Source organism: Sphingobium lactosutens, from assembly GCF_013393185.1.
Classification (GTDB): domain Bacteria; phylum Pseudomonadota; class Alphaproteobacteria; order Sphingomonadales; family Sphingomonadaceae; genus Sphingobium; species Sphingobium lactosutens_A.
On record NZ_QJQX01000061.1, the window covers coordinates 1 to 26,739 of the forward strand.

Annotated in this window: 25 protein-coding genes; 19 read left to right on the forward strand and 6 right to left on the reverse strand. The window is 58.0% G+C overall.

Going from position 1 to position 26,739, the window contains the following annotated elements:
* The 5 genes from DM806_RS17615 to DM806_RS17635 all read left to right on the forward strand — a co-directional run.
* Positions 1 to 1,033, forward strand: a 1,033-nt coding sequence (locus tag DM806_RS17615) for an IS256 family transposase (RefSeq protein WP_179041586.1), incomplete at its 5' end; no start/stop codon positions are given.
* 137 nt (positions 1,034 to 1,170) lie between these two features.
* A complete protein-coding gene (locus DM806_RS17620) occupies positions 1,171 to 1,527 on the forward strand; it encodes a nuclear transport factor 2 family protein (protein WP_179044486.1) in 357 nt (118 codons plus the stop codon).
* A 132-nt stretch (positions 1,528 to 1,659) separates the two neighbouring features.
* Positions 1,660 to 2,535: an SDR family oxidoreductase gene (locus DM806_RS17625; protein ID WP_179044487.1), complete on the forward strand. Its 876-nt coding sequence runs from the start codon at positions 1,660 to 1,662 to the stop codon at positions 2,533 to 2,535.
* 38 nt (positions 2,536 to 2,573) lie between these two features.
* Positions 2,574 to 3,464, forward strand: coding sequence for an NAD(P)-dependent alcohol dehydrogenase (locus DM806_RS17630; RefSeq protein ID WP_218647548.1), 891 nt, complete (start codon positions 2,574 to 2,576; stop codon positions 3,462 to 3,464).
* 44 nt (positions 3,465 to 3,508) lie between these two features.
* Positions 3,509 to 4,231, forward strand: a complete 723-nt coding sequence (locus tag DM806_RS17635) for a helix-turn-helix transcriptional regulator (protein ID WP_179044489.1) — start codon at positions 3,509 to 3,511, stop codon at positions 4,229 to 4,231.
* Between the two features lie 130 nt (positions 4,232 to 4,361).
* Here DM806_RS17635 and DM806_RS17640 read toward each other — a convergent pair whose 3' ends face one another.
* From DM806_RS17640 to DM806_RS17650, 3 genes are all read right to left on the reverse strand, one after another.
* Positions 4,362 to 5,114: an SDR family NAD(P)-dependent oxidoreductase gene (locus DM806_RS17640; RefSeq protein ID WP_179044490.1), complete on the reverse strand. Its 753-nt coding sequence runs from the start codon at positions 5,112 to 5,114 to the stop codon at positions 4,362 to 4,364.
* Between the two features lie 81 nt (positions 5,115 to 5,195).
* Positions 5,196 to 5,687 carry a flavin reductase gene (locus tag DM806_RS27835; RefSeq protein ID WP_179044491.1) on the reverse strand — a complete coding sequence of 164 codons (492 nt, stop codon included), beginning with the start codon at positions 5,685 to 5,687 and terminating at the stop codon, positions 5,196 to 5,198.
* A 119-nt stretch (positions 5,688 to 5,806) separates the two neighbouring features.
* Positions 5,807 to 8,023, reverse strand: a complete 2,217-nt coding sequence (locus DM806_RS17650; protein WP_179044492.1) for a TonB-dependent receptor — start codon at positions 8,021 to 8,023, stop codon at positions 5,807 to 5,809.
* A gap of 239 nt (positions 8,024 to 8,262) precedes the next feature.
* Between DM806_RS17650 and DM806_RS17655 the strand changes: the two genes are divergently transcribed.
* The 4 genes from DM806_RS17655 to DM806_RS17670 all read left to right on the forward strand — a co-directional run bounded on the left by DM806_RS17655 (position 8,263) and on the right by DM806_RS17670 (position 12,564).
* Positions 8,263 to 9,255 (forward strand): thiamine pyrophosphate-dependent dehydrogenase E1 component subunit alpha, encoded by a 993-nt coding sequence (locus tag DM806_RS17655; RefSeq protein WP_256869365.1) that lies wholly within the window; start codon positions 8,263 to 8,265, stop codon positions 9,253 to 9,255.
* Complete coding sequence (locus tag DM806_RS17660) at positions 9,252 to 10,226, forward strand: alpha-ketoacid dehydrogenase subunit beta (RefSeq protein WP_179044494.1); 975 nt, start codon at positions 9,252 to 9,254, stop codon at positions 10,224 to 10,226. Before DM806_RS17655 ends, DM806_RS17660 begins: the two co-directional genes overlap by 4 nt.
* Positions 10,227 to 10,257: 31 nt before the next feature.
* The gene (locus DM806_RS17665; protein WP_256869366.1) at positions 10,258 to 11,433 is read left to right on the forward strand and encodes a dihydrolipoamide acetyltransferase family protein; all 1,176 of its coding nucleotides are present in this window, start codon (positions 10,258 to 10,260) and stop codon (positions 11,431 to 11,433) included.
* 105 nt (positions 11,434 to 11,538) lie between these two features.
* Positions 11,539 to 12,564: an aromatic ring-hydroxylating dioxygenase subunit alpha gene (locus tag DM806_RS17670; RefSeq protein WP_179044496.1), complete on the forward strand. Its 1,026-nt coding sequence runs from the start codon at positions 11,539 to 11,541 to the stop codon at positions 12,562 to 12,564.
* A gap of 19 nt (positions 12,565 to 12,583) precedes the next feature.
* On the opposite strand, the gene DM806_RS17675 is transcribed toward DM806_RS17670, so the two are convergent.
* Together DM806_RS17675 and DM806_RS17680 are read right to left on the reverse strand one after the other, a co-directional pair.
* The gene (locus tag DM806_RS17675; protein ID WP_179044497.1) at positions 12,584 to 13,390 is read right to left on the reverse strand and encodes a helix-turn-helix transcriptional regulator; all 807 of its coding nucleotides are present in this window, start codon (positions 13,388 to 13,390) and stop codon (positions 12,584 to 12,586) included.
* A gap of 142 nt (positions 13,391 to 13,532) precedes the next feature.
* A complete protein-coding gene (locus DM806_RS17680) occupies positions 13,533 to 14,315 on the reverse strand; it encodes an enoyl-CoA hydratase-related protein (protein ID WP_179044498.1) in 783 nt (260 codons plus the stop codon).
* 197 nt (positions 14,316 to 14,512) lie between these two features.
* On the opposite strand from DM806_RS17680, the gene DM806_RS17685 reads away from it, so the two are divergent.
* The 10 genes from DM806_RS17685 (at position 14,513) to leuD (ending at position 25,441) form a co-directional block, all read left to right on the forward strand.
* The gene (locus tag DM806_RS17685; RefSeq protein WP_179044499.1) at positions 14,513 to 15,241 is read left to right on the forward strand and encodes a dienelactone hydrolase family protein; all 729 of its coding nucleotides are present in this window, start codon (positions 14,513 to 14,515) and stop codon (positions 15,239 to 15,241) included.
* A gap of 10 nt (positions 15,242 to 15,251) precedes the next feature.
* A complete protein-coding gene (locus DM806_RS17690; RefSeq protein ID WP_179044500.1) occupies positions 15,252 to 16,418 on the forward strand; it encodes an acyl-CoA dehydrogenase family protein in 1,167 nt (388 codons plus the stop codon).
* A 48-nt stretch (positions 16,419 to 16,466) separates the two neighbouring features.
* Entirely contained in the window at positions 16,467 to 18,065 is a 1,599-nt protein-coding gene (locus tag DM806_RS17695; protein ID WP_218647549.1) for an AMP-binding protein, read from the forward strand.
* A 115-nt stretch (positions 18,066 to 18,180) separates the two neighbouring features.
* Positions 18,181 to 19,425: an acyl-CoA dehydrogenase family protein gene (locus DM806_RS17700; RefSeq protein WP_179044502.1), complete on the forward strand. Its 1,245-nt coding sequence runs from the start codon at positions 18,181 to 18,183 to the stop codon at positions 19,423 to 19,425.
* A gap of 29 nt (positions 19,426 to 19,454) precedes the next feature.
* A complete protein-coding gene (locus DM806_RS17705) occupies positions 19,455 to 20,012 on the forward strand; it encodes a VOC family protein (RefSeq protein ID WP_179044503.1) in 558 nt (185 codons plus the stop codon).
* A gap of 34 nt (positions 20,013 to 20,046) precedes the next feature.
* Positions 20,047 to 21,210, forward strand: coding sequence for an alpha/beta hydrolase family protein (locus DM806_RS17710; protein WP_179044504.1), 1,164 nt, complete (start codon positions 20,047 to 20,049; stop codon positions 21,208 to 21,210).
* 16 nt (positions 21,211 to 21,226) lie between these two features.
* Positions 21,227 to 22,450, forward strand: coding sequence for a CaiB/BaiF CoA transferase family protein (locus DM806_RS17715; RefSeq protein WP_372859610.1), 1,224 nt, complete (start codon positions 21,227 to 21,229; stop codon positions 22,448 to 22,450).
* A gap of 2 nt (positions 22,451 to 22,452) precedes the next feature.
* Positions 22,453 to 23,370, forward strand: coding sequence for a hydroxymethylglutaryl-CoA lyase (locus DM806_RS17720; protein WP_179044506.1), 918 nt, complete (start codon positions 22,453 to 22,455; stop codon positions 23,368 to 23,370).
* A gap of 2 nt (positions 23,371 to 23,372) precedes the next feature.
* Positions 23,373 to 24,788 (forward strand): 3-isopropylmalate dehydratase large subunit, encoded by a 1,416-nt coding sequence (gene leuC / locus DM806_RS17725; RefSeq protein ID WP_218647556.1) that lies wholly within the window; start codon positions 23,373 to 23,375, stop codon positions 24,786 to 24,788.
* Complete coding sequence (leuD, locus tag DM806_RS17730; RefSeq protein WP_179044507.1) at positions 24,785 to 25,441, forward strand: 3-isopropylmalate dehydratase small subunit; 657 nt, start codon at positions 24,785 to 24,787, stop codon at positions 25,439 to 25,441. The genes leuC and leuD overlap by 4 nt, the downstream gene beginning before the upstream one ends.
* A 319-nt stretch (positions 25,442 to 25,760) precedes the next feature.
* Here the strand turns inward: leuD and DM806_RS17735 are convergent, their stop codons facing one another.
* Positions 25,761 to 26,540 carry a thiazole synthase gene (locus DM806_RS17735; RefSeq protein WP_179044508.1) on the reverse strand — a complete coding sequence of 260 codons (780 nt, stop codon included), beginning with the start codon at positions 26,538 to 26,540 and terminating at the stop codon, positions 25,761 to 25,763.
* Between the last annotated feature and the right edge of the window lie 199 nt (positions 26,541 to 26,739).

Below are 26,739 nucleotides of genomic sequence, written 5' to 3' on the forward strand. Positions count from 1 at the left end.
CGGCTATGGCCGCAAGACAGTGACGACCGACGGGGGACGGATCGAGATCGAGGTGCCGCGTGATCGGGCCGGCAGTTTTGATCCGCAGCTTATCGCAAAATATCAGCGCCGTTTCCCCGGTTTTGATGACAAGATCATCTCGATGTACGCGCGCGGCATGAGTACCCGTGAGATCACCGGGCATCTGCGCGAACTGTACGGCATCGATGCCTCACCCGACCTGATCAGCACGATCACGGACGCTGTGCTGGAGGAGGTCACGGCCTGGCAGCAACGGCCGCTGGACCCAGCCTATCCGCTGGTTTTCTTCGATGCGATCCGGGTCAAGATCCGCGACGAAGGCATGGTCCGCAACAAGGCGATCCATATTGCCCTGGGCGTCATGGCCGACGGCACCAAGGTGGTCCTTGGCTTGTGGCTGGAGCAGAATGAAGGCGCCAAATTCTGGCTGCGCGTCATGAACGAACTGCGCAACCGCGGTGTCGAGGATATCATGCTGGCCGTCGTCGATGGCCTGAAGGGTTTTCCCGACGCCATCACCGCCGTCTTCCCCGAAGCGATGGTTCAAACATGCATCGTCCATCTGCTGCGGAACTCGATGGATTTCGTGGCGTGGAAAGACCGTAAGGCGCTCGGAACGGCCCTGAAGGCCATCTACCGTGCTGTCGATGCCGCGGCCGCCGAGGAAGCGCTAACGGCCTTCGAAGCGAGCTTCTGGGGGCAGCGCTATCCTGCCATCGGCCAGAGCTGGCGTCGGGCATGGCCCGAGGTCATCCCATTTTTCGCCTTCCCCGACGAAGTCAGGCGGATCGTCTACACCACCAATGCCATCGAGGCCTTGAACTCCAAGCTTCGTCGCGCTGTTCGTGCGCGGGGCCATTTCCCCAATGATGAGGCGGCCACCAAGCTGCTCTATCTGATCTTGAACCGATCGGAAAAAGAGTGGAAAATGCCGCCGCGCGAGTGGAACATGGCGAAGGCTCAATTTGCCGTTCTCTTCGGCGAACGCTTCATCAGGGCCATGACGGCCTGATGGTCAACCGCCTCGCCGCACACGAAATTCCTGACAGTCCCCTGTTCGTTTCTGCGGCGGCTCGACATCATGCTGACAGATCCTGTCACCGCCTTGTGCTATATGCTGTTTATCCCAACCCGCAAAGGATGAATAATATGACCAACACTGCAAGCCCTGCACTCCAGATCGCTCTGGCATACCACGAAGCCTGGAAGAACCGCGACCATGCAACAGCCATGAAAGTTGTCGCTGATAACGTGATTTCCGAAACGCCATTCGGCCCGGTCGAGGGTGGCGAGGCGCTGCACAAAGGCGAATCCGAGTTCGCACACATCCTCAAAGGAGCGACGATGATCGCCGCTTTCGGCGACGAGAACACGGCGCTCCTGATGTACTACACCCATACCATTCCCGTCCCCAGTGTCCTTTCCTCGAAGTATTTCAAGGTCGAGAACGGGAAAATCACCGAGATCAAGGCGCTCTTCGACAAGAGCCAGTTCGCGGCCCAGTAAGCTATCTCATCGAAGGTCGCGGAAGCGTGGCGGCAAAGAGCCGCGACCTTCGGCGAGTACGACGCCAAACTGGCCCTCGAATAGATGAAGACGATTCAGCCGCACCAAGGTGTCGGCAAGGAGTATCCCCACATGATTACCATCACCGCAGCAACGGGCCGCTACGGGCGGCTCGTTGTCGACGCTCTGTTGCGTCATGGCGTTCCCGCCAATGAAATCGTGGCCGCAGTCCGCAGCCCGGAAAAGGCGGCTGATCTTGGCTCCAAAGGCGTGCAGGTTCGCGAGGCGGACTTTGATCGACCCGAAACCCTGTCAGCCGCCTTCGCCGGCGCCGACAAGCTCTTGCTGATCCCGTCGGCCGACTTCGAGCAACGTTACCCGCAAATGGTGCGCGCGATCGAAGCCGCGGTCGAGGCCGGGGTCGGCCTTGTCGCCTATGCGAGCTTCGTCAACACTGACACCAGCACGATCCGGCTCGGTGAAGCGCACAAGCTAACCGAGGCCCTCATTCGCGACTCCGGGCTGCCTTACGTGATGTTGCGCAACGGGGCCTATATCGAGGTCTACGCGGGCGACCTGGGCGGCATGGACTATGCCGTCAATTCAGGCACGCTCGTCGGCTCGGCCGGTACGGGGAAGATCTCCGGCGCGAGCCGTGAAGACCTGGCCGAAGCGGCGGCCGTGGTGCTGACGAGCGACGATCAGGCTGGGAAGGTTTACGAACTGGGCGGGACGGCGTGGACGAAGGCCGATCTTGCCGCGGTTGTGTCGCAGCTCACCGGCCGGCCGCTCGTCTACCAGGACATGCCTATGGACGCCTACACGCAGGTGCTCGTCGCGGGTGGCTTTCCGCAGTTTCTGGCGGAGATCATCGCCGACGCCGGCTTTTCCGCGACAAGGGGCGACTGGTACACCGAGAGCAACGATCTGCCGCGCCTCCTTGGGCGGCCGAGCACGCCGCTCACTGATGTTGTCGCCGCAACCCTGAAGCGGAATGGCCTGCTATGAAACGAATCCAGTATCACCAATATGGTGGCCCGGAGACCATGAAGCTCGAAGACTTCGCGCTTCGGTCACCGGGCAAGGGCGAGGTCGCCGTAAAGGTGGCCTTCGCGGCGATCAATCCGATCGATTGGAAAGTGCGCAACGGAGCGCTGAAGATGGTGACGGGGAAGACATTCCCTCGCGCCCTCGGAAGCGACTTTTCGGGGACGGTGATTTCCGTTGGGCCTGACGTGACGCGCGTCAAGGCTGGTGACGCGGTGTTCGGCCTCGCGCCGATCAAGGAGGGCGGCGCGATCGGTGAAGCCGTGATCGCACCTGAGACCCTCCTTGCCAGGAAGCCGGATGCGATATCCTTCGAAGACGCGGCCTGCCTCGGGACCCCAGGCGTCACCGCCTGGAACGGCCTTGTCGACAAGGCGGGCCTGAAACGCGGGCAGCGCGTGTTTATCAACGGCTGCAGCGGCTCCGTCGGTGAATCGGCGGTCCAGATCGCCCGCATGCTCGGTGCGACGGTCTCGGGCAGTTGCAGCGCCGAAGGGGCGCAAAGAGCGCGCGATCTCGGCGTCGAGACCGTGTTCGATTATCGCACGACCGATCTGTCGAAGATCAGCGAGCGTTACGACATCGTCTATGACACGACCGCCACGATGGAGGTGGCCGTTGGGCTCGGTCTGCTTCGCAAGGGCGGTGTGTTTCTCGACATCAACCCAACGCCGATCAAGTTCATTCGCGCACTCTTCAATCGACGGCTGAAACCGATCGTCTGCACCGCGCGAGCCGACATTCTCGATGGCGTGGCTCGGGCCGCGGGCGAAGGGAAGCTGAAGCTGCCGGTCGCCAAGATCGTTCCGCTTGCGGATGCGATCGCGCTGGTCATCGCTCTCGAACAGGGGCGCAAGCTCAATGGGAAGGGCCTGGTTTCAATAGATTGAGCAACCCACTGCCAAATTTTGGCATTGGCTGGTAGAATGGTCTGATGTCCAAGAGCAACCGGCTTTTCGATCTTATGCAGACTTTGCGCCGACACAGCGGTCCTGTGGCGGGCACTGAACTCGCACGCGAAGCTGGCGTCTCGTTGCGGACCATCTATCGCGATATCGCCAACCTCCAGGCGATGGGTGCGGACATCGAGGGAGAGCCGGGCTTCGGCTATGTGCTGAAGCCCGGCTTTCTGCTGCCGCCGCTGATGTTCTCGCAGGAGGAGCTACAGGCGCTTACGCTAGGGGCGCAGTGGGTCGGCCGCCAAACAGATGATGGCCTGGCGCTCGCCGCCCAGAACGCTATCGCCAAGATCGGGGCGGTGCTCCCCTCTGAACTCCGGCACATGCTGACCGACAATGCCTTCCACGTTGGTCGCGCTGCGCCAGCGCCTGCCTCGGTGGATCTTCAGGTCCTGCGCCAGGCGATGCGCGAACAGTTCAAACTTCACATCGCCTATCGCGATCCGAAAGGCGATGAGACCCAGCGGATCATCTGGCCAATCATGCTCGGTTTTATCGAGACCAAACGCTTCGTCGCGGGGTGGTGCGAGCTTCGACAGGATTTTCGAACGTTCCGGACCGATCGTATCGGGCGAGTTGAACTTCTCGAAGAGCGCTATCCGGGGCGCAGGCGTGACCTCGCGAAGCGATGGCGAACTCTGGTTGACGCAGAAAAAGCAAAAGCCGCAGCCAATGAGGGCGTGACGGAAAGGTCCTAACGTTTCATCCGGTGCTTCATGCTGACAACGGCTGTCACCTGACTGCGCTATGCATTGCAGTTCGCCCGCAATGAAAGGAAACACTGCGGTGTGAGCCACGAGCGGAATGCTCTTGGCTTGGTCTTCCCCGTCATAATGTCGAGACCATGTGGCCGCCATCCACCGTAAGAACTGATCCGGTCATGTAGTTTGACCCGTCCGAAGCCAACAGAAGCAGCGGCGCTTCAAGATCCTCGAGTGTGCCCAAGCGGCGCATCGGATTCCGCTGGACCAAATCACTCCCGGCGTCGCTTGTGAAAAAGCTGTGATTGAGGGCGGTATCCACGTAGCCAGGTGCGAGTGCGTTCACACGAATTCCATAGCGCGCGAGTTCGAGTGCGAGTTGTTTAGTGAGCTGAATCACAGCGGCCTTGGAAATGGCATATGGAGTGACATGTCCCGCTTGCCGTAACCCCAATATTGAAGCAATATTGATGATCGATCCGCCTCGCTTACGATCGCGCATCCCCCTTGCAACTTCTGTAGCCGTTAGAAACGCGCCTTTCAGATTTGTCCCGAGTATTAGCTCATAATCTGCTTCGGTTTGGTCCAGAACCGGCTTGCTGTTTGTCACACCGGCAGCGTTGACGAGAATATCGACCGCGCCGGCTTGAGCGACGCCATTTATAACGGACTTTCTATCCGTCACATCCATCACAACCGCTTCGGCGCTGCCGCCATAGGCGGCTATCTCAGCAATTAAAGTATCGAGGGCTTCGGTCCGTCGAGCCGCGACAACGCCATGGGCTCCAGCCCTCACTAATATATTAGCAAATTGCCGGCCCAGCCCGCTGCTAGCCCCTGTTATTAACGCGCGCTTGCCCGCAAGCAATCCTTTAGGCATCCATTCCTCCGGACGTTTTGATCTATATAAAAATCACCGTCGGCGATCGGATGACGTCGCCAGCGATGCTTAGAGATAGAGCTATCGGAGGTTATGGTAGCGTCGATCAAACCATATCAATCCGCTAGCCGCTTCATGCACATGAAGACCGAGAACCTGCGCAAAAAACACGCTATGGCTCCCAACTTCACAGATAGAATCGATGCTACAATCAATGGAGGCAGTCGCGTCTACGAGTGCAGGTGCGCCTGTTTCAAGGTCAGTCCACTTTCCCAGTGCGAATCGCTCACCATGATCATCTTTCATGAATTGTGAGCACATGTCTTGCTGGTGCTCGCTTAGAATATTCACGCACAATACACCGTTTCTCTTAATTGTTGCATTTGCGCCTGACGATCGGTTGACACACACAATGATGGTCGGCGGGTTGTCTGTAACACTACACACAGCAGAAGCCAGGATACCATATCGGCCCCCAACACCATCGGTAGTGATAAAGTTTACAGCTGCGCCAAGCCGGGACATTGCCGAACGAAAAAGATCGGCTTTCGATATATCTTCTGATCCTCGCATCGCTGATCCCTAGGAAATATGAAAATTTACTGTGCGACCCCTTTTGTGAAGGGTTAGCGTAGAGAGTATCGGGGCCCCAACTGCGAAAGCTGGCCCACCCGTTTACGACAGGCTGCGAGCTATTTTAGCGACCAGCTGAGCGAAACCCCATACATTCTTGGCTCCGCATCAAATACATTGACGCCGAAAGAGTTCGGATTGAGCAAGGTGTTATAATATTGATTGGTCAGATTCGTGGCCCACAAAGTAGCTTTGAGCGGCGTGCTGGGGAGGGTGTAACTGATCGATCCATTGACGGTCCAGTAGGACTTTTGCGCAAACAAGTTGGAGGGATCCCAGAAATAACGGCCCGTATGCCGTGCCTTTATGCTCGCTTCTACTTTCGAGGAGTCGCTAAATTCGTGCGTATAATCAGCTCCGAGCGCGACGGTGAATTTGGGCGCCCGCTGGAGGCGATTGCCGCGCGGATCGATGTAAATTATTGCGTTGCCGGCAGGTCCGGGGACGATCGCACCATATCCTCCCGCACCAAATGAGCCGTACTCCGTATCCAAATATACGGCGCTAGCGTTTAAAACGAGATCGTGAACCGGTGCGAGTGTCAAGCTCGCCTCGGCACCTTTAACGGTCGCGGACTTCGCATTCTGAAGGACAGTTGCCCCGGATGAGCTTGGTTGAACGGTTTGAACCTGGAGATCGTGCACCTTGTAATAGAACAACGAGCTGTTGAAACGCAGGGTGCCGCCCAGAAAATCGGATTTGTTTCCGATCTCGAAAGCGTCCATAGTCTCCGGATTAACCGGACCGGGGCTGGTCGGAACGTTGAGATTGTAAGCAGCGACCTTGTAGCCGCGCGAATAGGATGCATAGAGCATCGTATTACCGAATTTATAATCAAGAACGGCCTTGGGGCTGAAATTATTCCAGTTACGTTTCAACGACGGGACGGGAACGGGAATAGCGATAGGGCCGCTCAGGATATTTTGAGCGCCGTCAAATGATTTCTCGTCGTGCGTATAACGCCCGCCTGCGGTCAAATTGAGGCCATCCGCTAACGGGAACGTTACCTGCCCGAAAAGTGCGTAGCTGTTTGAGCGCACCCGTCCGATGAACTGGATCTGGTCCGCCGGCGCGAATAGGAGCGAAACCGCCCGGAAATCGTACTGACCCGACCGTTCGTGAAAATAGAGCCCGCCGGCGAGCCACGAGATGGCACTGCCTGGCTTCGATTGAATCTGCAGTTCCTGGGACGACTGGCGCGCACGATTTACGGCGTTTCCGAATGCGAACAAGGGGGCCTGTGTGGCGTCATAGTCGGCCGAACCCAGAACCCGGCCATAGCGGTAGGCACTGATACCAACAAGATCAGCGAAGCCGAGATCAATTTCTTCTTTTACGGTCGCACTGTGGCCACGCATTCTCGTAAAACTGGGAAAGTCGGTATTAATCGAATAGCGCGGGGGAATGGCACCGGGTGCCCCCAGAATATAGCCAAGTGCCGTTGGTTGGGTCTGCCGGTAAGCGTTAAACTCGGGCGAGTGCGATCCCGTGATGTCTGCGCTGGCAGTTAGCTTTATGGCGTCGGACGCTTCCCACACAACTTTCAAGCGCGCGCCCCACTGCCGGACACTGTCCGGTTCACTTGACGCCCTGGGCTTTGGCTCGAAATCAATATAGGTGTCGCGGTCCAGAAATGTGGCATAGATGCCCACGCTCAAACGGTCAGTGAGGGGACCAGAGAGATAGCCGCTGGCTTCCTTGCGGTCATAATTGCCGTAGCCCAATTCGAGTTTGCCTTTGACTTCCTGGCCAGGTGTCAGCGTCACATAGCTGATCGCTCCTCCTAAGGCGTTACGCCCGTACAATGCAGCCTGAGGCCCAACCAGAACTTCGACGCGCTCAACGGCGAGTTGCGTCGACATCACGCCCTGCGGATCGGCGATATAGACGCCATCAACGTAGGTTGCGACGCTCGGCGCTGCATTAGGCTGCGTAATATCTGTACCGATACCCCGAAGGAAAGGCTGCGCGAAACCCACGAGCTGGTTGTAGGTCAAAGCCGGCACTGCGATTTGCAAGTCCATCGGCGCTTTGATGTGCTGGCGATCAAGTGTCGCTTCACTGACTGCGCTTATCGAAATGGGGACGTCCTGCGTGCGTTCCGCTCGGCGCTGCGCCGTCACCACAATATCGCCGATTCCAGTGTCCTGCGCATCGGCCTCTTGTGCCCATCCGTAGCTCGGCATTGATGCCAGGGCCAGCGCGATTGTGCTCACGCAGCCGCGTCGATAGCGCGGATTGATTTTCCCACCCTCCGGCGCTCTTCCAAAGTCCATAATTCCCCTCCCAATTTCTATCACCAGCTAGGTTCGTTTGAGGCGACCCATCCTTATGAAGATGCTCCCAAAACGGATGGCTATCTGTCCCCCCCGAGCGTTACAGATGGATCGGGAGAGTCGCTTGTCCCAGCGATAGGGGACCGCGGGCTCCGCACCGACCGTGTATGCTCGCCAAGCAAAAGAGAAATGCGGCTACCCAGCAATGGCATTTCCGAGATCATCTGCGGGAGACTTTCTTGAACCTCGAAACCAATGAGTCGATCGGTATCTCGAACGCCAGATATCCCGAGCTGCTCGAACTCTATCGGCGCATGGTGACGATCCGGGAGGCAGAAAAAAATTGCGGCGCGATGTTCGCTGCCGGCGAAATTCCAGGCTTTATTCATCTCAGCGACGGACAGGAGGCCGTGAGTGTCGGCGTAATGGCATCGCTTCGAGCCGACGATACCATAGCCTCCACGCACCGGGGGCATGGCCACGCGCTTGCAAAGGGCCTTCACATTGATGCCTTCTTTCGCGAACTGATGGGTAAAGCCGACGGCGCCTGTAAAGGTCGTGGAGGCAGTATGCATGTTGCGGATCTTTCGGTCGGCATGCTCGGTGCTAACGGGATTGTCGGCGGCGGTGTCGCAATCGCGCTCGGAAGCGGGCTGGCCCAGAAGCTGCGCGGGAGCGACGGTCTAGCGGTCTGCTTCTTTGGTGACGGAGCGTTAGCTGAGGGCATCGTTCATGAAAGTCTGAACATCGCACAATTGAAGACCATTCCGGTGTTGTTCGTGTGCGAGAATAATGGCTGGTCGGAATTTAGCCCAACCTCGACCCAGATAACCTTTACACTAGAGAGGCTCGCGGCGGCCTACGGTATTCCCTATTATAACGCCGACGGGTCGGACGTCGAGAAGGTTGCCGAGCTGACAGCGGACGTGGTCGAACATGTCCGCCGGCATCGTGGCCCGGCTGTGTTGGAATTCGCGACTACCCGAATCCGCGGTCACTACGAAGGAGATTCCCAACGCTACCGTAATGACACGGCTCCGCCCGTCGATCCGTTGGCTATCGCTCGGAGTCTTCTAGAGGAGCGTGGCATCGATGCGAACGAACTGGCCGCGATGGAGACCGAAATCCAGTCGGAAATCCAGCGAGCGGTTGAGGCTGCAAGGCTCAGCACCGATCCGACCCTCGAAACGGCGATCCAAGAGGTCTATGCGATCGTAGGGGTTGCGGCATGAACGAGACGCGGTTCGCGCAGGCGATTAACCGATCGCTCGACGACGCTCTCGCGCGTGACTCGAGCATCGTTCTCCTCGGCGAAGACATTGCCAATGCCGGCGGAACGTTCGCCGTAACACGCGGGCTGCTCGACAAATATGGCGCTGATCGGATTATAGACATGCCGATCGCCGAAAATGCAATCGCTGGCATGGCGGTCGGCCTGGCACTTGGTGGCTTCAAGCCGGTGATTGAAATCATGTTTATGGATTTCATGACCCTGACGATGGACGCGCTGGTCAACCAAGCTGCTAAATTGCACTTTATGTTTGGCGGGCAGGGTTCCGTGCCGATGGTTGTGCGGACGCAACATGGAGGCGGTATCAACGCCGGTCCGCAGCATTCTCAGTGCCTCGAAGCTTGGTTTGCACATATTCCCGGCCTCAAGGTGGTCGTGCCAGCTACGCTCGACGATGCCTATGCCCTCCTGCAGAGCGCAATTGACGACCCGAACCCGGTCCTATTCGTCGAGAATAAAGCTCTCTACCCGATGAAGGGTGTACTCACCGATGATCTGCCACCAACGCCGCTGGGCAAGGCGCGAATTGCGCGAGCGGGGAGCGACGTGACGATCGTAAGCTATGGCGCGATGGTTTATCAGGCAATGGAAGCAGCTGAGCAGCTGGCCAGCGAGGGCATCTCCGCGGAGGTACTAGACCTGCGCACCGTACAACCTTGGGACGAGGAAGCCGTATTTGCATCTCTGTCGAAGACGCATCGGCTCGTGATTGCGCACGAGGCGGTGGAAGCTTTCGGCGTCGGTGCGGAAATCGCGGCGAGGATGGCACAGATCGGCTTTGATGAACTGGATGGGCCGATCATGCGCGTGGGCGCGCCCTTCATGCCTGTCCCATTCGCGCGTGCGCTCGAAGTCGATTACATCCCTTCGGCGGCGCGGATTATCGAAGCGGTGCGCGCAACCGATGTCTGAGCCCAAACCCAGCGATGGCGCGTCAATCGTCATGCCCAAGCTCGGTCTCACGATGACTGAGGGGCTGATCGTCGAATGGATGGTGAAACCAGGAGATGTAGTCCAATCCGGCCAGACTTTGTTCGTTGTTGAGACCGACAAAATCAGCAACGAGATCGAGGCGCCGAGCGCCGGAACTATTCTTCGTCTGCTCATCGAAGAGGGGGGGACGGCTGCTGTCGGTGCTCCGGTCGCCATGTGGACAGGGCCGGCGCAAGGGCAAAGTGGCCCGGTGCAACCCGAATCCGTGGACACGTCCGCGCTGATCCCAGTGACGACAGTGGTGGAAGCGATTCCGCCTTCCGCAAAGTCGCAGCGTCCTTTGTGCACGCCTTTCGCACGACGGCTTGCCCAGCAGGCAGGGATCGATCTTGCCACCATCAACGGTTCCGGCGCGCGTGGGCGGATCAGAGCGTGTGACATCCAGGCTACGGTGGAGCGTAGTGCGGCGCCGGCGTTGCAGCCTGTCGGAAAAGGACGGACCCCACAGCGCGAGCGAGATCTGCGGTCGTTGATTGCTGCCCGGGTGTCGCGCAGCAAGGCTGAAGTCCCGCATTTTTACCTCTCCGCCGGTGTCCGTAGTGATGCCCTTGCTGCGCTACGCGGCGAACTCAACACCGATCCTCGATCGCCACGCAAGCTCAGCATTACAGCCTTTTTGGGGCTTGCAGTAGGCAAGGCTCTATTGCTGCACCCGGAAGCCAATGTTGTATGGCGCGACGATCGAGCCCAGCCGTTGGAGGATGGCATTGCTGTCGGTATCGCGGTGGAGGCGCCGGGTGGCGTAATGGCGCCGGTGGTGCCGATCGGGAGCGGCCTGTACGATTTTGCAGCCTCGCTCGACGCGGCGATCGATCGCGCGCGGCGAGGACGAATGGGCGCGACGGATAATGGCGCGGCAGCAATCGGAATTTCCAATGTTGGCATGTTTAACGTCCATTCTCTGACTCCGATCATCGATCCGGACCAGAGCTTCATGCTTGGCGTTGGTGCACCCCGCACGGTTTTTCGCGCAGACGAAAACAACTTGCCGGTCGCTGCGCAGGAAATGACGTTGAACCTTGCCTGCGACCATCGAGCAATTGACGGAGCGGCGGCGGCACGTTTTCTGGCCACAATTGTCGAAATGATCGAGCGCCCGGTCAGACTGCTATTGCCGGTCGTGTGATGCATTCCAGCCGAGCGCTCTACGTCCCGTCTCGGGGTGACACGTCGCGGATGACTTTATCGCCTAAGGTACCATTGGACAACGCCCTGAAATGAGGGAGTCAACATGCCGTTCCTGCGCAATCACTGGTATGTTGGGGCATTTGCTGAGGAGGTAGGTCACGAACCTCTAAACAGGCGCATGCTTGACGAGCCAATCGTGATGTATCGCAGTGAGGCTGGTGAGCCGATAGCTCTGAGCGATGTTTGTCCGCATAAATCTGCACCGCTGCATATGGGAGTTGTCCATGGCGATACGCTCGCGTGTCCCTATCATGGATTGCGTTTTGATCCGTCCGGGCAATGCGTTCACAATCCTAATTTCGATAGAGCAATCCCCAAAGCTGCAAGAGTACGCAGCTATCCGGTAAAAGAGCGCGACGGCCTGCTATGGATTTGGATGGGCGAGCGCGCGAAAGCCGACACGGTAACTATTCCTCTTTGCGATCTTGCTCAGCCCAGTGTGACGAGCCGACCGGTAAAAGGATATATTCACGTCAAGGCTCACTATGAATTGCTGACTGACAATCTCCTGGACCAATCTCACGGCGAAACGCTCCATCCTTATTTATTGAAGGAGGGAGCAACGAGCCGAATGCAATTCGAAGTTCGCCAAGAGCGAGACACTGTCATCTCCGATGGCCTTCTTCCCAAGGAGCCGATCACGCCCATTTTAAGCGGACTCTGGGATCGAGGACCCATCGATCGCGCAGATCACCGCTTCATTGTCACCTGGAATGCCCCATCATATATTTTACTTACGATCAGCGCTTACCCGCCGGGATCGAATTCCAGTGAAGGGGTCACCGGGACGAATGCTCACTTGCTGACGCCTGAGACAGCAGGCAGCACCCACTACTTCTGGATTTTTGCGCGCGATAGCAGGCTCGAGGATGACCCGTTCGATGAGGAGCTGACAGCAGCCTTAAATCAAACTTTCGTCAACGAGGATCGGCCGATTCTGGAGTGGCAGCAGACCTATTTGAGCGAATTGGGCGATCTCGTTAAGCGGCATCCTTTAAAGGCGGATGCTGGTGGTGTTCGAGCCAGGCGGGTCGTCGAGCGCATGCTGGCTGCTGAGCGTCAAAAATGACGTCTACGCTGCCACATAATCAAGCTGCCTTCAAAAACCAGCGGCAGAGTTCCTGCTGACTGCTGATTTGGAGGCGGCTATAAAGTCTCTTCCGATATGTTGCTACTGTCTCCTCCGCGATGCCCAGGTCGATTGAAATGCCAAGCGATGACTGACCATAAAGAATGTGTGCCGCGACCTGCCTTTCCCGCAAAGGGAGGTGAACTTCTTTTGCTGCTAGCCGCTCTTCTATCGCGACAAGGTCACGGAATATGTCAGACCCAACGCTCCAGGGGTCGTTCAGCACCCTGAAATGCTTGATTATTAGAGGTAGCAATACCTCGGTCGCGGAACCGTAAATGCCGATTCTATCGCGCCCGTACGGACCGTGGCGCGATGAGCGGACGAGATCCAGAACAGCTATTCCCTCGTCCGTCTTCAAGCATACCATCAAGCGGTGGTGCATTTTCTGTGAGAGAAATAGCTCCTCGCGAAAACGCATTCCACCGACAGAAGTCGTATCCACCTCTACGAGAAAAGAATGGTGGGTGAGCGCCTCGCTGCCGATCATTTCCATGGTGGGATCGGCAAGCCAATATCCGGTGTCGATATAGAGATCAACAAAGTCACTCGATTTGGTCGAGCCGTCCTGGCTGATGCCTGCGCATTTTTGGAGCGTACGGGCATTCAGGACGTAAACCCCACAATGTTCGACCGTTGAAATATCATTGAAAAGGCCAAACAAGCCGCTGGTGAACGCTGGCGTGCCGAGGTCGTTAATCAACCTTGACAGGTGTGGCATTGACGGGCCGCTTCTGTCAGGATGTATGGGGAACAAGCCCTGCATATCCTTCTCCGCATCAGTCTTTTTTTTCTTATAGCACCATCGCCTCGCCAGGTCAGCGATTAAAGTGGGCAAGCGTCGGCAGTCGCCACTGCCCTCAAGCAGAAGGGAGGGCGGGGCTCGCGCCGCAAGTCATTCGCAAGCCTTATTGATTGGCAAGCGGTTGGTATGTAGCGGCGCGCTTTTCGCGGAACGCTGCCAGAGCCTCCTTCGAATCGGGATGACCGCTCATTCGCACAGTGCCCGCCTGCTCGATCTCATAGCCCCTGCGCAAGGGTTCGTTTTCGATCCTGTCGAGGATTTGTTTGCTGAGTCGCAACGCCGTTGGACTGAAGCTTGCGATCCGCTCGGCCAGCGCCTTGGCACGGGGCATCAGGTCATCGGGGTTGCACGTCACAACGGCTCCACCAGCGGCGGCGAAAGCCGAAGCTTGCATGGGTTCGCCCGTGAAATACATGCGTCGCACGAGAGGCTGAGGGGCAATCCGAGCGAGATGACGCGCGCCGCCCATTACGCCGACGGTCAACTCGGGCAACCCGAATAGGGCATCCTCCGCCGCGACGACAAAATCGCAAGCCGCAGCGATCGCAAGCCCCGTACCAAGAGCAACTCCATGGACGGCTCCGACAACGGGCACTGGGCATTCGGCGATGGCAAAAAACGCCTCGCGAACGCGCCACATACGTTCGGCCCCATTGTCCGGGGTCATGGTTGCGAACTCGTCGAGGTCATTGCCTGCGCAGAAATGGCGGCCAGCGCCGCTGAGAACCACGCAGCGAACGTCCGGGCAATAGGTGTCAATATCTGAAAAGATCTCCTTCAACTCGATATACATGTCCCTATCGACCGCATTGACCGATCCGCGACTTAGCCGGACGGAAAAGACGCCATCTGTCATCTTGTCGATAACCAGGTATTTGCAACTCATGGGGCTGTCGATTCCTTAGCTTGAATTGGCGCAGCCCCAAAAAGAGAAGCCGTCAGCAACTGCGTTGATGTCCTTGAAATCGAGGAAATTCCAGTCCCGTGCGGAGGGGACAGGCGAGATCCCGCGGGCGCGTTAAGCTCGAGGTCACGCCGGTTTCTGCGGCGCGGTAGCCAGAAGCGATGGAGAGGACCTAGCGGATGACGGAGCAACGCATCGAGTATCGCGATACAGGTGGTGATACACTGGTTGGCTATTTATATCTTCCAGAGCATTGTTCCGAGCCTGTACCAGGAGTAGCGGTGGTCCCTGAAGCGCCCGGCTCGGGACCGATGCCCCGGAAGCGCGCTGAAATGCTGGCTGGAATGGGTTTCGCCGCGCTGGTTGTCGATCTCTATGGAGACGGGTTGTTTACCGGATATACGCCGGAGGCGAACGACCGTGCCCAGTCGATGCTTGCGAACCCCGGCTTGCTTCTCTCCCGTGTCGAGGCTGGCGTTGGGGCGCTGGCGGACCGGCCAGAGGTGGATGCCAAACGTATGGCTGCCATCGGCTACTGCTTGGGGGGCAAAGGGGTACTTGATCTCGCGCGCTCGGGCAAAGCGATCAAGGCAGTGGTAGCGTTTCATGGTCTTTTGACAGCATATCGAGCCGGGCCACCGCCGGCTTTGTCTGCAAAGATTCTGTTGCTCACCGGTGCACGCGATCCCCTCGTTCCAACAGCTGACGTTTCCGCATTTTGCGAAGAGATGACCGCGCTCGACGCTGAATACCGGGTTACCATCTTTGGTAAAGTCGGCCACGCATTCACCAGCTTTGAGGTCCCCCGCGGAACCATGCCTGCGGAACTGGGCGACTTTGGTTTCGACGCAGAGGCCGATGCGCTGGCGTGGGCCGAGACGGTATCTTTTCTCACAAACGAAGTTTGAAAGCGTCTCCATGAACTTTGAATTGCCTGAACATCTGGAACAACTGCGCAACATGTTGCGAAGGTTCGTCGACAAAGAAATGCCGCGCGGCGCTGTCGCCCAGTGGGATGCAGACAATCATTTTCCTCGCGACGTTTTCGACAAGCTCGCCGCGCTCGGGGTTATGGGAATGACTGTACCTGAAGAATATGGCGGCAGCGGACGCGATATCATCGGTACGATGATGGTCATCGAGGAATTGTCCCGTCGCAGTATGGCAGTTGCGATTCCGTATATTATGGCCGCCTGTTACGCGGGAATGAATCTGGCGGAGTGCGGCTCCGGACTCCAGAAGCAGGAATATCTTCCTCGGGTTGCATCAGGCGAGCTCATATTTGCCTATGGCTGGACAGAACCCGATGTTGGGGGCGACCTGGCTTCGGTACGAACAGTTGCGAGACGGGAAGGTGATGAGATCGTCATCAGCGGCAGTAAGCGTTTTTGCTCCGGGGCTGAGTTTTCCGACTATATCTACACGCTGGTCTGTTCTGACCCCGCGGGGGAACGCTATCGCAATCTCTCTCTCGTGATGATCCCTACGGGATCCCCAGGGATCTCGATCCAACGCATGGCCTCGATGGGCATCAAGGGGGTGCCGACGACAGATGTGTCTTTCGACAATGTGCGGGTGCCGGTTGGTCTCGTTATGGGGGGAGAGGATGGGTGGAATCAAGGCTGGCAGATGTTGACCGGCGCGGGCCTGGATGTGGAAAAGCTTGAAGTGGCGGCGATGGCCGTGGGCATAGCTGCGGCGGCGCTCGACGATGCTGCGCAATATGCACTCGAGCGCACGCAGTTCGGCAAGGCCATCGGCGCTTTCCAGTCGGTACAACATAAACTGGCCGATATGCGCACTCACCTCGAAGCTGCGCGACTCATGCTTTATCGGGCGGCCTGGCTCAGCGATCGTCACCAGTCCTGCGCACTTGAGACGTCCATGGCCAAGCTGTTTGCAACGGAGGCCGGGAAGACGATTGCGCTCGAGGCACAAACGATCCTTGGTGCTTATGGCTATGTCCGTGATTTCGATATTGAGCGCTATGTTCGGGATAGTCTTCTCATGCCCATCATTGGTGGATCCTCAGCCATTCAGCGCAATAACATCGCGAAGCTTGCTGGCTACGCAGTAAAGGGCTGAGCCATGCCAGATCGCGCACAGCAATGGCATACGCGGCTCTCTGAGGAGATGATCCAGCGCTACCGGACTTCGGGGCAATGGCGCGACGGAACGATCGTCGAGCGCTTCGGAATGCTTGTCCAAGAAGATTCCCAGGTTCCGATTCTCATCGATCGTGACGGGACGGCAACACGTTCGTTCATTTGGGAGCAGGCTTGCCGTGTCGCGACAGCTTTACGGCAGCTCGGTGTTGAAAAGGGGGATGTCGTCAGTTTCCAGCTTCCTAATTGGTTTGAGGCAGCGGTAATTGACCTGGCGAGCGCTATGTGCGGCGCGGTGGTGAATCCAATCGTCCCCATCTACCGAGAGAGGGAGTTGGCCCATATCCTGAATGACTGCCGCGCGCGCGTGATATTCGTGCCGGAGGTTTTTCGGGGTATTGAGCATGCGGCGATGATCGAGGCGATGCGGCCCGATCTCCCCTGGCTGGAACACTTCGTCACTGTACGACCTCGCAACCTGGCAGCACCAGGCATTGGGTGGGACGCGCTTCTTGAAGGAAGCAGGGTAGAAGGCTTTGCGCCCGAACCTGCTGATGCCAATTCCGTCAAAATCGTGATGTATACGTCTGGGACTACGGGAGCAGCCAAGAGCGTACTCCACAGCCACAGCACGATCGACGCTGAAGTTAGAACGGTTGCGCATCACTATGGCTTGAGACCTCAGGATCGTGTCTTTATGCCATCGCCCGTCACGCACATCACCGGATATCTTTACGGGATCCAGATGCCGATGACATTTGGCATGCCTGCGGTGTTCATGGATCATTGGGACAAGGATGTCGCCATCGAGCTCATCGAGGAGCAAGCCTGCACGTTCACAGTCGGCGCAACCCCGTTTCTGCAGGAACTCCGAGATGCAGTCGCGGCGCGCGGGCGACCGCTGGCGAATCTGCAGCATTTTCTATGTGGCGGCGCGCCTGTTCCCTCTGAGCTTGTATATGATGCGCGGCGGGTGATGGGCGAATGCATTCCGGGGCGCGTTTACGGTAGCACCGAGGCCCCAACCATCTCACTTGGGCCGGCGGATGCGGCTCATATGAAGATAGCGGCCGAATCCGACGGCGAGGTCGTTGGTTATGAGGTAAAGCTTCTTGGCGCGGCTGGACAGCCGGTGCCTTTCGGCGAAGAGGGGGAAATAGCGGTCCGTGGACCAGAGTTGTTCCTTGGATATGGTGATCCCGTTCGCGACGCTGAAGCGTTTGATGACCACGGATTCTTTTTGACCGGCGATCTTGGTCGCCTCGACTCCGATGGTGTCGTGGTCATAACCGGGCGAAAAAAAGACCTCATCATTCGGGGCGGCGAGAATATTAGCGCCAAGGAGATCGAGGACGTACTCCACTCTCATCCGGCAATCGCCGAAGCTGTAATTGTGGCGATGCCCCATGCTCGATTGGGGGAAACATGCTGCGCGATTGTTTCGCTCGTTCCCGGGAGTGCGCTCTCGTCCGCTGAAGTAATGTCTTACGTCGCAGCGAGCGGGCTTGCTAAACAGAAAATCCCGGAACGCGTCGATTTCATGGAAGTTTTGCCGAAGACAGCTTCGGGGAAAATTCTCAAGGCGCAGCTGCGGCTGCAAATCGCCAAGCAAGCCGCCACCGCGTGAAAGATAGCGGGTATTCTGTCCCGTCCGACAGGGACTGCGCCAATGAAGAGGCTGATCTAGTCTCACCTCGGAAGCTGACAAAAACATGTCAGTGCGGAATGAATCAGGAGCGACGATGCTGACCAGTGCCAAAAATTCCGTCGAGGAAGCGGCGAACGACATGTGCACTGCAGATGAGTTGCGGGCGACGATGTTGGCGCTCGATCCATTCTTTCGCGAACATGCGGCTGAGAACGAGAAACTGGGTCGGCTTGCGCCACCCGTCATCGAACTTTTGGCCACGCACAATATTCACCTCTTGCTCGTCCCTAAGGCGCTTGGCGGACTGGAAATGTCTCCGATAGAGGCGATGCGAGTCCTGGAGCAGATTGCCTGGTCCGACCCGTCAACAGGCTGGGTGGCGTTTGTAATCTGTACCGGAACGGCGATGGCCGCTGGCTTCCTGCCTGATTCCGGCGTCGCGCATTTGTTCGGAGAAGGAGGTGGGAACATTATCTGCGGCTCCGGCGCACCCACCGGGAGAGCGACAAAGGTCGATGGTGGCTATCAGGTGAGCGGTCGCTGGAGCTACGGCAGCGCAATCCAACATGCACACTGGCATCATAGTGGCGCCATGCTCTTCGAAGATGGCAAGCCCAAGCTGGACGAGGCTGGCGTGCCAATCATGATGATTATTCACGCTCCTACCGATACCCTGAGCTTTGAAGGCAATTGGGATACGCTGGGTCTGCGCGCAACTGGAAGCATTGACTATGCGGAGAATGGCGTTTTCGTCCCCGAGGAGCTGATCTTTCTTTTGAAGGATGCGACGGCGAAGCGGAACGAGGCATTTTATGGGATTGGATCGATCGGTTTGACATCGATCGGTCACTCGGCCTGGGCGGCGGGCGTCGGACGCCGAATGTTGGACGAAATCGCAAAGCTCGCGCGCGAAAAAAGTGCGCCCGCGATGAAAACCAGCACCAAGGCCCTTTCGGATAGCGAGGCGTTCTGGGAGGAATATGGGGCGTCCGAAGGGCGTGTCCGCTCCGCGCAAGCGTTTCTGTACGAAACATGGTCCATGGTGGAAGAGCGTATTGCCGGCGGCGTCGCGCTTTCGACGCGCGATATGACGCTCGTTCGCCTGGCCCTAAACACAATAACAACTGCTGCCGGCGAAGCAGCCGACTTTGCCTACAAAGCTGGTTCCGGTGCTTCGCTACGCAACGGCATACTTCAGCGTGTTTTCAGGGATATTTACACCGGTAAGCAGCACGTGACCGTTTCTCCCGGGGTTTTGCGTAATTGTGGACGGGAACTTGCCGGGCTGGCTGATGGCAAGGTCTGGGCGCTTTACGAACTTGCCGATTCCAAGAAATAGTTTGTCATAAGATTGCAAAGGAGCTGGATATGACGTTCAAGGTAGAGAAAATTCATCACGTTGGCTACCGTTGCCGCGATGCCAAAACGACGGTCGACTTCTATCGTGGGCTTCTAAATATGGACTTCATAGCGGCTGTGTCTGAGCCAGTCGTGCCGACGTCCAAGCAGCCTTGCCCTTACTTCCATCTCTTTTTTGATGCTGGCATGGGGAATGTTTTGGCATTTTTCGATATCGCCGGAATTGAGATGGATCCCCCGAAGATGGACGGGCCGATGTGGGCGCGACATATTGCCCTGCAGGTGCGTGATGTTGCTGCGTTGGAGGAGGCCAAGGCCAAATTGGTCGATGCCGGTGTTTCCGTCGGCGGCCCCACCGACCATAACATGTTCACGTCGATCTATTTCAGCGATCCGGACGGCAACCGTGTCGAATTGACCGCTCCTGCCGTCGATGAGCCTGAAAAGATGGCCCGTCTTCTTGCTGTTGCGGATGATATGCTGGAGGAATGGACGCGCACCAACAAGGTTCCGCCGCGCCATGCCGCTTGGATTCACGAGAAGGAGTTTGAGGGCCTGGACCTTTAGAACCCGCGCCTTCAACCACCATCGGACAAATAATATGTATGATATATCACGTGAATGGGCGCATATCACGTACCCGGAAGAATCTGCGTACCTCGACACCTACGGATTCTCCCGCAGCCAGGGTATGGTTAATCTAGAAGGCATCCTGGTGCGTCCGCGTAATCGCATGTCGCGAACGCTACTCATCTATATGCACCCCAGTGCGACGATGCAGCTTCTTCCTGCGCCGACCCATGCCGCGGCGCACGGCGCGCATATTCTGTGTGCTGGTAGTCGTTATCCCAAGAATGACTCAGCGCTGATCATGGAAAATGTCGCGCGTGACCTGGGCGCGTGGATCCGGCATGCAAGAGAAGTATGGAACTATCGTAACATTGTCTTGGCCGGATGGAGCGGTGGTGGATCGCTTTCCATGTTCTATCAAGCGCAGGCTGAGAACCCGACGATTACGCATACGCCTGCCGGCGACGCGGTGGACCTGACAACTTCCCAGCTGATCCCGGCGGATGCGGTTGTCTTCCAAGCTGCCCATCTCTCTCGGGCGCAATTGCTTGCCGATTGGATCGATCCGTCGGTCCTCGATGAGCTTAATCCGGACGTACGGGACCAAAGACTCGATATCTATGATCCGAACAATCCCGTGCAACCGCCATATGATGCGGCCTACATCGCTGAGTTCCGGGAAGCACAGCGTGCGAGAGTCAGAAAAATCGCGGCCTGGGCTCGCGGTGAGCTCGACACGTTGCAGCAGCGTGGGGGCGCGGAAGTAGAACGAGGTTTCGTAATCCATCGTACGATGGCCGATCCTCGATTCATCGATTCCACCCTAGATCCCAATGGCCGACGGTCAAACTGGTGCTACCTTGGTAACCCGGAGACGGTCAACAATGGTCCCGCCGGACTCGCGCGCTTCTCCACCCTTCGGTCCTTTCTCTCGCAATGGTCGATCGAGGACACGAATGCGCATGCGCCCAATAATGCTCCGAGCGTCAACGTTCCGATGCTGGCAATTGAGAACGGCGCCGACGATGCTGTTCCACAGCCGCATACACAAATAGTGTTCGATGCGGTCGGTAGCCAAGATAAGCAGATGCACGTCATCGAAGGCGCAACACATTATTACGCTGGGCAGCCGGAACTCCTCAGCCAAGCAACAACGCTGATGCTCGATTGGCTTCGCAATCGCAATTTCGATTGAGCATTGGAGAATGTCAGTGGAGGAATATGCTGTCAGGCCTGCGCTGGAAAAGCTGCGAGTGCTCGAATTGGGGCATTTCGTAGCCGCACCATTCTGTGCGCGTCTGTTGGGTGATCTCGGCGCCGATGTCATCAAAGTCGAACCGCGGGAGGGTGATCCGGTTCGGCAATGGGGCGAAATGGTGGATGGACGCTCGCTCTGGTGGTCGATGCACGGTCGCAACAAGCGCAGCATCACCCTGGATTTGAAGAGCGAGAAAGGGCGGGAGATCATCCTGGCGCTCGTGAAGCATTGCGACGTGGTAGTAGAAAATTTTCGGCCCGGCCAATTAAGTCGGCTCGGAATAGGTCCCGATGTTCTTCGCGGCGTAAAGCCGAATCTGATCATCGCTCATATTTCAGGCTATGGCCAGACGGGTCCCGGTCGCGACCGCGCCGCCTTCGGGGTGATCGGAGAGGCTGTAGGCGGCTTGCGTTACCTGACTAACCACAAGCCTGGCATGACTGATCTTCCTCCGGTGCGGGTCGGCGTCAGTATCGGGGACTCCGTCGCGGGACTCTATGCGGCGTTCGGCATCATGGCGGCGCTGTGGCAACGCGACCGCGTGGGCGGGGACGCGAAGGCGCGAACCATAGACGTGGCGCTGACCGAGAGCGTTCTCAGCTTGATGGAGGGCATGCTGCCCGAATATGGGCAACTCGGCATCATCAAACAGCCAACGGGTGGAGGAATCGCCACGGCCGCCCCAAGCAACGCCTATCCGACGAGCGATGGGCAGTGGGTTTTGATCGCCGCGAACTCCGAACCGCTGTTCGCAAAGCTCATGACCCTGATTGGCCATGCCGAACTGATCGGCGCACCGGGCTATACAGGGAACAAGGAACGGGTCGCCAATGCTGTCGAGTTGGATCGATTGATCGGCTCCTGGACTGCAGGTCATGACGCAGGATGCCTGATGGAAATGCTCGATACGGCGGATATCCCCAGTTCCAAGGCCTATACCGCCGCTGATTGCGCGAGTGATCCGCAATATCGGGCGCGGGGCATGGTGTGCGACGTGCCGGACAGTCACTTCGGATCGGTGCTTCAGGCCGGTGTGGTACCGCACATGGTCGAGGCGCCTGGAGCCGTTCGCTGGGCCGGTCCCGATATCGGCCAGCACACGTCGGAAGTTCTTTGCGAACTTCTAGGGATGGACAAGAGCGATGTCGCGTTGCTCAGACAATTGGAGGTAATTTGAGGATGAAGAGCGCGGTTGAATTGGTCGAAGTGGGGCCACGCGATGGATTCCAGTCGATCACGCGATTCATTCCGACAGACGAAAAGATCGCCCTGATCGGTACGATGTTTGCATCGGGCGTACGGCGCATGGAGATAACCTCGTTCGTCAGTCCAAAAGCCGTGCCGCAACTGGCAGATGCCGCCGCCATATTAGCTGCGGTGACTGAATTGCCGGGCCTGGACGGTCAGGTGCTGGTGCCGACAGCACGCCATGCTGAACGTGCGCTGGCAGCTGGCGCGACGCATCTCTGTGCCGTTCTATCCGTCAGTGAACCGCACAATCGTAGCAACATTCGCCGTTCGCCTTTGGAATCGGTAGACGATTTCCACCAAATCGTCGCGATGGTTCCGAAGGGTGTGAAGCTTCGACTCAACGTGGCCACCGCCTTCGACTGTCCTTATGCTGGCCGTGTCGAGGCTGGCGAAGTGCTGACGTTGCTCGAGCGCCTCCTCGCCCGCACGGAGGATGTCGAAATCGCGCTCTGCGATACCACTGGGCGAGCAGACCCATGCCAGGTGGCGGATCTTCTGGCATCGGGCATGAAGAACTTTCGCCCCGCGAGAGGCTGGGCTTTTCACGGACATGACACCTATGGGCTCGGTGCGGCGAATGTGCTGTCAGCCTGGCAGACAGGGGTGCGTGTGTTTGATGCCTCCATAGCAGGACTGGGCGGATGCCCGTTTGCCCCGGGAGCGACGGGCAATGTCGCCACAGAGGATCTGGTCTGGATGTTTATGGGCATGGGTGTCGATACAGCTATTGATCTTGACGCATTGGTCAGGGCCGCAGCCATGGCTGGCCGTTTGCCGGGTGCGCAAATCGGTGGCCGGGTTCGCGACGCGCTGTCAGCGAAAGCACGTGCGATGGAGGCAGCGTGATGCTGCCGGGTCCACGCACGCTGTTTCAGAAGATATGGGACGACCATGTGGTCGCACGCGTGAACGGCGACGCCGTGCTGCTCTACATCGACCGGCATCTGGTCAATGAGGTCACTAGTCCGCAAGCGTTCGAAGGACTACGCACAGCCGGTCGCAAGGTCCGGGCGCCCGGGGCGACGCTTGCGGTTGCAGACCATAACGTATCGACCGATGATCGCTCGAACGGTATCACGTTCGGCGACCCCGAAAGTCGGGCTCAGGTGGAAGCGCTCGAACGCAACGTTCGGGCGTTCGGCTTGCCCTATGTCCCTCTGGCGGATCGACAGCAAGGTATCGTCCATATCATAGGCCCCGAGCTTGGCCTGACGCTACCGGGCGGCACGATCGTCTGCGGCGACAGCCACACGTCGACGCATGGCGCTTTTGGCGCGCTGGCTTTCGGCATAGGCACGTCGGAAGTTGAGCATGTGCTCGCAACGCAGACGCTCGTCCAACGGCCCGCCCGCGCGATGTTGATCCGTGTCGACAATGAATTGGGCCAAGGTGTAACCGCGAAGGATCTTGTGCTCCACATTATTGGAACGATCGGCACAGGCGGCGCGACCGGCCATGTCATCGAGTTTGCGGGAGATGCTGTGAGCGCGCTCGACATGGCCGGGCGCATGACGCTCTGCAACATGTCGATCGAAGCGGGCGCGCGGGCCGGGATGATCGCGCCAGACCAGAAGGTTTTCGATTGGCTCAAGACGGCGCCTCTAGCGCCTAAAGGGGGAGAGCTCGACGCCGCGCTCGCGTATTGGCAAACTCTGCGGAGCGATGAGGGGGCCCTATTCGACAAGGTCTTGATCGTCGATGCGTCGGATGTGTCGCCGATGGTTACATGGGGAACGAGTCCGGAAGCCGTCATCACGGCCGACGGAATTATTCCCGACCCCTCAGCTCTATCCGACCCGTCAAAGCGGACTGAGGTCGCACATATGCTGAATTACATGGGCCTTCAAGGCGGGGACCGAATCAGCGGAACGCCGATCGATGTCGCTTTTATCGGCAGTTGCACAAACGGACGGATCGAGGATTTGCGCGCGGCTGCTTCCGTCATCGGCGATCGCCGTGTTGCGCCCGGCGTGCGGGCAATGGTGGTGCCAGGGTCCGGCCTGGTAAAGGCGCAAGCCGAGTCAGAAGGCCTGGACCGGATCTTCATGGACGCGGGCTTCGAATGGCGGGAAGCAGGCTGTTCCATGTGCCTCGGCATGAATGCTGATCGCCTGTTGCCTGGTCAGCGTTGTGCATCCACCTCCAATCGGAATTTTGAAGGGCGGCAGGGTCCCGGCGGCCGCACGCACCTTATGTCGCCCGCAATGGTTGCAGCTGCAGCGTTGGCGGGGTGCATCGTCGATCCACGAGTGGCAAGGCAATGAAATCTTTCACACGACTGCATGGCATAGCTGCCGCCCTCCCGACTGCGAATATCGACACCGACAAGATTCTCGCTGGCCGCTTCCTCAAAACCGTTACGCGTGAGGGATTGGGAAGGGTGCTTTTCTCGTCATTGCGCGAGCAACCAGGGTTCGTGCTCGATCAGGCACCCTGGAATGAGGCGCGCTTTCTCATCGCGTTGGACAATTTCGGCTGTGGCTCGAGCCGTGAGCATGCCCCCTGGGCACTGCTCGATTTTGGAATTCAATGCATCATTGCTCCCAGCTTTGCTGATATCTTCTATACCAATTGCCTCAAGAACGGGATCTTGCCGCTTAAATTGAGCCTGCTCCAGGTCGAACACCTGATGAGCCTTGCTGAGGATCCTCGAACTGCATCAATGTCGGTAGATCTTAGAGACCAAATATTGTCTTACCATGGCGGCGAAACGAGCTTCGACATCGGTGCGCAAGAAAAGAATGACCTGCTCAACGGGGTCGATGAGGTTGCCCGAACTCTCACCTTCGCCGCTTCCATCAGATCTCACGAGATGATCAGGGATGCGCAGCGGCCTTGGCTCGCCGGGACGCTACGAGCACCTTGGGAAACGAAGTGGTACAACGTGACACGGGAAGATGCAGGGGAATCACGCTGAGCGTGCTCCGCTGTTGGATTTGGCTGTCAGGTAGGGACGTTCACCTCAATGCCAATACTGAGCCCGACAGAAAGGGAGCTGATGGTCAATTGGTCACTGGCCAGCTCCTGGCCGCGGATGGGGGAATGATGAAGATAAGCTAGGCGCGTGCAGACTATCGCAAGCATGATCGTACAGGATTGATGGCCGGATTCTAAATTGCGTCGCTGTTATGCTCATCCTTGTGTCCGCTCACCATGGTTTGCTGCAAACGACTTTGCCCCGTCATTGATGGACGCCCGTCGCATGGCGGACTTTGTAACCACAAAGGATATCTGCCCTAAATCAAGCCCGCCAGCGGGCTGGAAGGATCAGCGTACATGCGACGTCCCATACGGCCGGCCCGGTAGGCCAGTCGACCGCTTTCAACCGAAAGTTTCATCGATCGCGCCATCATGACCGGATCCCTCGCTTCGGCAATTGCGGTATTCATCAAGACCCCAGCGCAGCCCAATTCCATTGCCACCGATGCGTCCGAAGCAGTGCCGACGCCGGCATCTACCAGTACGGGCAGGCTGGTACCTTCGACGATGAGTCGGATTGTCACCTTATTCTGGATACCGAGGCCCGAGCCGATAGGCGCGCCCAATGGCATGATGGCGACCGCACCGGCATTTTCGAGCCGTTTCGCTGCTATAGGATCGTCCACGCAGTAGACCATTGGCAAGAAGCCCTCCCTGGCGAGAACTTCGGTCGCGTGCAACGTCTCTACCATATCGGGATAGAGCGTCTTGGCTTCTCCGAGGACCTCAAGTTTTACCAAATCCCATCCGCCAGCCTCCCGTGCGAGGCGAAGTGTCCGAATTGCTTCGTCGGATGTGAAGCACCCAGCGGTGTTAGGTAGGTAGGTTACTTTCTTCGGATCGATGAAATCGGTGAGAATGGGCGCGCTCGAGTCTGAAATGTTCACGCGACGCACGGCAACGGTAACGATCTCGGCCCCTGACGCCTCCAGCGCCGCCGCATTCTGAGCGAAGTCCTTATACTTTCCCGTGCCCACGATCAGGCGTGAACTGAAGCTGCGTCCCGCCACGGACCAGCGATCGCCATCAGGATCCATTGAAATTTATCCTTGCAAAAGGTCATGTCTAAGCCGGGTTCTGTTGCAGTGAACGCGCCAGAATGGGCGCATCCCGTTCGCTTTTTGCCGCTGCTCTGCTCCGGTCGGCGCCCTCTATCTGACCGACCGAGGTTGTGGTCCATCCGAAAGTTAGGTGCGGAGGATATTTTCCGCGCGCACCATGCCTTAGTCGAGGCGC

Coding starts and splice junctions, on each gene's coding strand:
- DM806_RS17620 (WP_179044486.1), top strand. CDS start 1,171: ATGACCAACACTGCAAGCCCTGCACTCCAGATCGCTCTGGCATACCAC.
- DM806_RS17625 (WP_179044487.1), top strand. CDS start 1,660: ATGATTACCATCACCGCAGCAACGGGCCGCTACGGGCGGCTCGTTGTC.
- DM806_RS17630 (WP_218647548.1), top strand. CDS start 2,574: ATGAAGCTCGAAGACTTCGCGCTTCGGTCACCGGGCAAGGGCGAGGTC.
- DM806_RS17635 (WP_179044489.1), top strand. CDS start 3,509: ATGTCCAAGAGCAACCGGCTTTTCGATCTTATGCAGACTTTGCGCCGA.
- DM806_RS17640 (WP_179044490.1), bottom strand. CDS start 5,114: ATGCCTAAAGGATTGCTTGCGGGCAAGCGCGCGTTAATAACAGGGGCT.
- DM806_RS27835 (WP_179044491.1), bottom strand. CDS start 5,687: ATGCGAGGATCAGAAGATATATCGAAAGCCGATCTTTTTCGTTCGGCA.
- DM806_RS17650 (WP_179044492.1), bottom strand. CDS start 8,023: ATGGACTTTGGAAGAGCGCCGGAGGGTGGGAAAATCAATCCGCGCTAT.
- DM806_RS17660 (WP_179044494.1), top strand. CDS start 9,252: ATGAACGAGACGCGGTTCGCGCAGGCGATTAACCGATCGCTCGACGAC.
- DM806_RS17665 (WP_256869366.1), top strand. CDS start 10,258: ATGCCCAAGCTCGGTCTCACGATGACTGAGGGGCTGATCGTCGAATGG.
- DM806_RS17670 (WP_179044496.1), top strand. CDS start 11,539: ATGCCGTTCCTGCGCAATCACTGGTATGTTGGGGCATTTGCTGAGGAG.
- DM806_RS17675 (WP_179044497.1), bottom strand. CDS start 13,390: ATGCAGGGCTTGTTCCCCATACATCCTGACAGAAGCGGCCCGTCAATG.
- DM806_RS17680 (WP_179044498.1), bottom strand. CDS start 14,315: ATGAGTTGCAAATACCTGGTTATCGACAAGATGACAGATGGCGTCTTT.
- DM806_RS17685 (WP_179044499.1), top strand. CDS start 14,513: ATGACGGAGCAACGCATCGAGTATCGCGATACAGGTGGTGATACACTG.
- DM806_RS17690 (WP_179044500.1), top strand. CDS start 15,252: ATGAACTTTGAATTGCCTGAACATCTGGAACAACTGCGCAACATGTTG.
- DM806_RS17695 (WP_218647549.1), top strand. CDS start 16,467: ATGATCCAGCGCTACCGGACTTCGGGGCAATGGCGCGACGGAACGATC.
- DM806_RS17700 (WP_179044502.1), top strand. CDS start 18,181: ATGCTGACCAGTGCCAAAAATTCCGTCGAGGAAGCGGCGAACGACATG.
- DM806_RS17705 (WP_179044503.1), top strand. CDS start 19,455: ATGACGTTCAAGGTAGAGAAAATTCATCACGTTGGCTACCGTTGCCGC.
- DM806_RS17710 (WP_179044504.1), top strand. CDS start 20,047: ATGTATGATATATCACGTGAATGGGCGCATATCACGTACCCGGAAGAA.
- DM806_RS17720 (WP_179044506.1), top strand. CDS start 22,453: ATGAAGAGCGCGGTTGAATTGGTCGAAGTGGGGCCACGCGATGGATTC.
- leuD (WP_179044507.1), top strand. CDS start 24,785: ATGAAATCTTTCACACGACTGCATGGCATAGCTGCCGCCCTCCCGACT.
- DM806_RS17735 (WP_179044508.1), bottom strand. CDS start 26,540: ATGGATCCTGATGGCGATCGCTGGTCCGTGGCGGGACGCAGCTTCAGT.